General features: G+C 64.9%; 6 protein-coding genes. 2 read left to right on the forward strand and 4 right to left on the reverse strand.

The window, feature by feature from the left end; all coding sequences use genetic code 11:
• Positions 1-294 precede the first annotated feature (294 nt).
• Positions 295-1,395: an adenylate/guanylate cyclase domain-containing protein gene (locus AUC71_RS06255; RefSeq protein ID WP_141701493.1), complete on the forward strand. Its 1,101-nt coding sequence runs from the start codon at positions 295-297 to the stop codon at positions 1,393-1,395.
• A 64-nt stretch (positions 1,396-1,459) separates the two neighbouring features.
• Here the strand turns inward: AUC71_RS06255 and AUC71_RS06260 are convergent, their stop codons facing one another.
• Entirely contained in the window at positions 1,460-1,672 is a 213-nt protein-coding gene (locus AUC71_RS06260; RefSeq protein ID WP_141701494.1) for a hypothetical protein, read from the reverse strand.
• Positions 1,673-1,901: 229 nt separating this feature from the next.
• Positions 1,902-2,204: a hypothetical protein gene (locus tag AUC71_RS06265; RefSeq protein WP_069623583.1), complete on the reverse strand. Its 303-nt coding sequence runs from the start codon at positions 2,202-2,204 to the stop codon at positions 1,902-1,904.
• Positions 2,205-2,523: 319 nt separating this feature from the next.
• Here AUC71_RS06265 and panD point away from each other — a divergent pair, with 319 nt between their 5' ends.
• Positions 2,524-2,880 carry an aspartate 1-decarboxylase gene (panD, locus tag AUC71_RS06270; protein ID WP_069623584.1) on the forward strand — a complete coding sequence of 119 codons (357 nt, stop codon included), beginning with the start codon at positions 2,524-2,526 and terminating at the stop codon, positions 2,878-2,880.
• Between the two features lie 22 nt (positions 2,881-2,902).
• On the opposite strand, the gene AUC71_RS19265 is transcribed toward panD, so the two are convergent.
• Together AUC71_RS19265 and AUC71_RS19270 are read right to left on the reverse strand one after the other, a co-directional pair.
• On the reverse strand, positions 2,903-3,064 hold the full coding sequence (locus tag AUC71_RS19265; protein ID WP_158007729.1) for an erythromycin esterase family protein: 162 nt from the start codon (positions 3,062-3,064) through the stop codon (positions 2,903-2,905).
• Positions 3,061-4,160, reverse strand: a 1,100-nt coding sequence (locus tag AUC71_RS19270; protein WP_162273648.1) for an erythromycin esterase family protein, incomplete at its 5' end; no start/stop codon positions are given. The genes AUC71_RS19270 and AUC71_RS19265, both read right to left, overlap by 4 nt.

The raw sequence follows: 4,160 nt of genomic DNA on the forward strand, positions 1-4,160 counted from the left end.
CTTAACGTGCCGGGGGGCGGGGGGTTCCACAGCTTTTGCACTGTCAGGGAGGCCAAATTTCATGCCGGGGGGGAGGCCGGATGTGGGCGGATTGGTCGTAAAGACGCCACGCGGAGCGCTGATATAGTCGGCGCATGACCGACACCGCCATGACTGACAGAGAGACCGGGCCCGAGACGGAGCCGGAGACCCGCTCCCGCCCCGCGCCGATCGATTTCGCCTCCGCCATCATCGCCTCAGGCATCGCCGACATGCCGGTGGCGAACCTGGTGGAGACCGCCATGGACGCGGCTGGTGGCGGCCGGCGTGCCGCTCGCCCGCATGCATGTGGGCTTCCGCATCCTGCATCCGCTTTTCGACGGCATGAGCATCAGCTGGACGGACGATGCGGGTGTGGAGGTCGGCTATTTCGAGAACTTGGACGCGGACAACTCGGTCTACCGCCTGAGCCCGTTCTATTTCATGCTGTCCAACCAGCGCACCGAGTTCCGCGCCCGGCTCGATCGCGATGCCTGCGTGGAGAACTTTCCGCTGCTGGTGCAGCTCCGCGACGGCGGGCATACCGATTATCTGGCGCTGATCGTGGCCTTCGGGTCGGCGCCGCTCCACCCGGAAAGCCATGACGGGCTCGGCACCACCTGGGCCACCAAGTGCCCGGAAGGCTTTACGGAAGATCATGTCTGCGCCATGCGCCAGGTTTTGGCCCCGCTCGCGCTCGCGCTGCGCGTCGTCATCAAGGACCAGATCACGCGCAACGCGCTCAATACCTTTCACGGGCCCCTGGTCGGGGGGCGGATCTTGTCGGGCACCATCAAGCGCGGCGACGGCGAGCGGTTGACCGCGGCCTTGTGGTACTCGGATCTGCGCAATTCGACTGCGCTCGCCGATCAGCTCTCTGTCGAGGGGTTCCTGGATCTGCTCAACGTCTATTTCGACTGCGCCGCCGGCGCGGTGATCGAGCAGGGCGGGCAGGTGCTCGACATCGTTGGCGACGCCATCCTGGCGTTCTTCCCTTCCGAGGAAGTGGGGGAGGAGGCGGCCTGTGCCGCCGCCCTGCGCGCGGCCATGGGCGCGCAAAGCCGTCTTGCCGCGATGAAGGCGGACGGGTGCTCGCGCGCGGCGGAGATCGATTTCGGTATTGGCGTGCATTTCGGCGACGTGGTGTTCGGCAATGCGGGCACGGCGGAGCGCTTGAAGTTCGGCGTCATCGGCCGCGCCGTGAATGAGGTCGCCCGCAATCAGGACATGTCGAAGCTCTTGGGGCAGCCGATCGTGGTGTCGGACACGGTGGCGGATCGTGCCGGCACGGGCCAGGACTATCGCCTGCAGAGTCTCGGCATGCACGATCTGCGCGGCATGCCCACCGCCCGGCGCCTGTGGGCCCTCCGGACCTAGCACCTAAAAAAAGCCCCCGGAAGCTTGGAGCTTCCGAGGGCGCTGAACTGAGAAGGCGAGAGGACTAGTTGTTGATGATGTCGCTCTCTTCCATCTCGCGGGCCTCACCCGGATCGGGGAGGTCGTTCGGCGTCGGCTTCATCCAGGAACCCTCAGGATTGGGGTCGTTGTTCTGGTCGAGCTGGATGGCGTCGTTCTCGCTCGTGGCGTCGTCGACGGCCCAAGCGCTGCCGGCGAAGAAGGTGATGGCGATCACGGCAATGAGGGTGCGAAGCATGTTCAACGTCTCCTTTGGGTCGCCCGCGGGTCCCGGCCGGGGTGGCACGAGACGATCTCGCCGCGGGGCGATGATGCCGGCTTTCTTGCCACACGCCCTGTCACCGTTCGCTTAGGAGCGATCTTGCAAATTGCCGCGAATTTTCCGAATTCCGTTTTCCGCCTGAAAGGGCGGGCAAGCCCCGCTCCCGGGGGGACGGGGCGGGGCCTCCTTGTCGGCGGGGCGCGCGCTAGTAGTTGTTGCGCGGGCCGCGCCAATATTCGCCGTCGTCTGAGCGTCCGTAAGTGCCCGGCGCCGTGTTCGGCGGCGCATACGCTTTCACGTAAGGCAGCGCATAGCGGTCGTAGTAATACCGGCCGTCGTCGCCATCGTCGGCGAGCACCTGGCCGAAGCTCATCAGCAGCGCCGCCGTAAACAGCGCGCCGGTGAGCAGGAACGAGAAGATCGCCGGCATGCGGCTTGGCGTATAGGCAATGACCCCGTGGTTCTTGAGAACGCGCTGGGTCTCAGGCGAAAGGGCCTGGTGAGACATGGCTGGATGGCCTCCTGTTAGGCTGCGGCCCGGCTGCACAACCTCCCGGGCTCTTATCCACGGTCTATCAGAGGCGCCTGAAGAAACTGGTCAGCGCGCTGCCGCCAATTTTAAGAAAAAGCCCGGAAACGCGTTCAGCTTTGGGTAAGCCGAACAACCTGGGCCCCGCTGCGTTCTCGCGACCGTTTCAGGCGAGCACCCGCGACGGAAAGTCCCGGAAATCCTAGTGCTGCATTGCAACATCGCGGGCCTTGTCTTATATCCCGAGTGAGAACAATGGGGCGCCGGCGGCGCCGGCTGGGAATCCAAGGGCGATCACGTGTTCCTAACCATGTTGAAGGCCAAGCTGCACCGGGCGACGGTGACTGGCGCGGACATGCATTACGAGGGGTCGATCGGCATCGACCGCGACCTGCTGGATGCCTCCGGCATCCTGCCGCATGAGCAGGTGGACGTGCTGAACATCAATACCGGCGCGCGCTTCACCACCTACGCCATCGAGGCGCCGCGCGGCTCCGCGGACATCGCCGTGAACGGTGCCGCGGCGCGTTTGGTCCAGAAGGGCGACAAGGTCATCATCGTCGCCTATTGCCAGATCCCGGCCGAAGAGGCGCGCAATTATCGGCCAACCGTCGTGGTGCTCGGCGAGGGCAACGACATCGTCCGCATGCCGTAACGGCCGGCGCAGCCGTATCGCTTTACAATCCGAATGGATAGGTGTCGTCAGGCCCGTGCGGATGGGCTTGCGGCCGCGCGGCCACCGCTTCCGTCTCCGTGAACCAGATCCATGCATCGAACTGCCGCGACAACTCCGCCTGGAAGTAGTGGGAGAGTAGCTCCGTCTCGGGGCGGTAGATCACCCCGATCGCCCGCTCCAGAAGCGCTCGGCCAAAGCCTCGCGAACAGCGTCTTGCTGTCCCGGCCCCGTCTCCAAGAAGAAGGCGGCGATACCGGCATCCCGTGAGCGGCCTTCGTAGGAGTCGCTGCGGGCGGGCCGCACGCTTTTTATCTCCATGGGCTCGTCCCAGTTGGAGGCGGCCGCGACCGTGCCGCGGTCGGTGCCAAACCCGATCAGGGCGCAATCCTCGCCGAAGCGTGCGCGGGCAAGTTGCCCGATATTGTGCTCGCCGCGCACCTGGCCCATTTCCGTGAACGCCGCGTCGCCGATATGGGAGTTGTGCGCCCAGACCACGGCTTTCGAGTCGGGCCCTCGGTGCGCGAGCACCCGTTCGAGCGTATCGAACATGTGCTGATCGCGCAGGTTCCAGGACTGCGCGTCGCCGTAATACATGATGCGATAATATTGCTCTGCCGCCGTCACAATGCGTGCGTTCTGTTCTGCGTTGAAGAAGGACTCGCCGTCTTTGGCGAGATATCCGAGCCGGTTCTCAGGAGATCGACCAGCGCATCGGTGACGGGCTTCTCGCAAACGGCAAAACCTTGCGTCAGCGCCATACGCCCATACTGCGCAGGCTCGGCGCGGAACGGCGCCAGGCAGCCATATCGATGCCGGGCAATGCGCGCGGCTCCGGATCGACCGATCGAGATAGGCCAGCACCGCCTCGATGGAGGCCGCCAGGCTGTACACATCGAGGCCATAGAAACCGGCTCGCTGATCGGGATCGGCAATCGTCTCATTGATGGCCTTCAGTCGCGCGAGAAAGGGGGTCACCTGGCCATTCCGCCACATCCAGGCGGGAAAGCGCGAGAAGGCGACTCTCGGCAGTTGCGGACGGGCTAGTCCCCGCACATGGGCATCGTACACACGCGCATCGGGCCAATCGGCCTCCACGGCGACGATATTGAAGCCGTGCTTCTTGACCAGAAGCTCGGTTATGCGCGCCCGGGCATCGTAGAACTCCGCCGTACCATGGGTCGCCTCGCCGAGCAGCACCACGCGGCGTTCGGCGAAGCGTTCGGCGAGCGATGCCAGTTCAACAAGGTCGCGAACGGTTC

Origin of the sequence: Methyloceanibacter marginalis (assembly GCF_001723295.1) — a bacterium.
Taxonomy (GTDB): domain Bacteria; phylum Pseudomonadota; class Alphaproteobacteria; order Rhizobiales; family Methyloligellaceae; genus Methyloceanibacter; species Methyloceanibacter marginalis.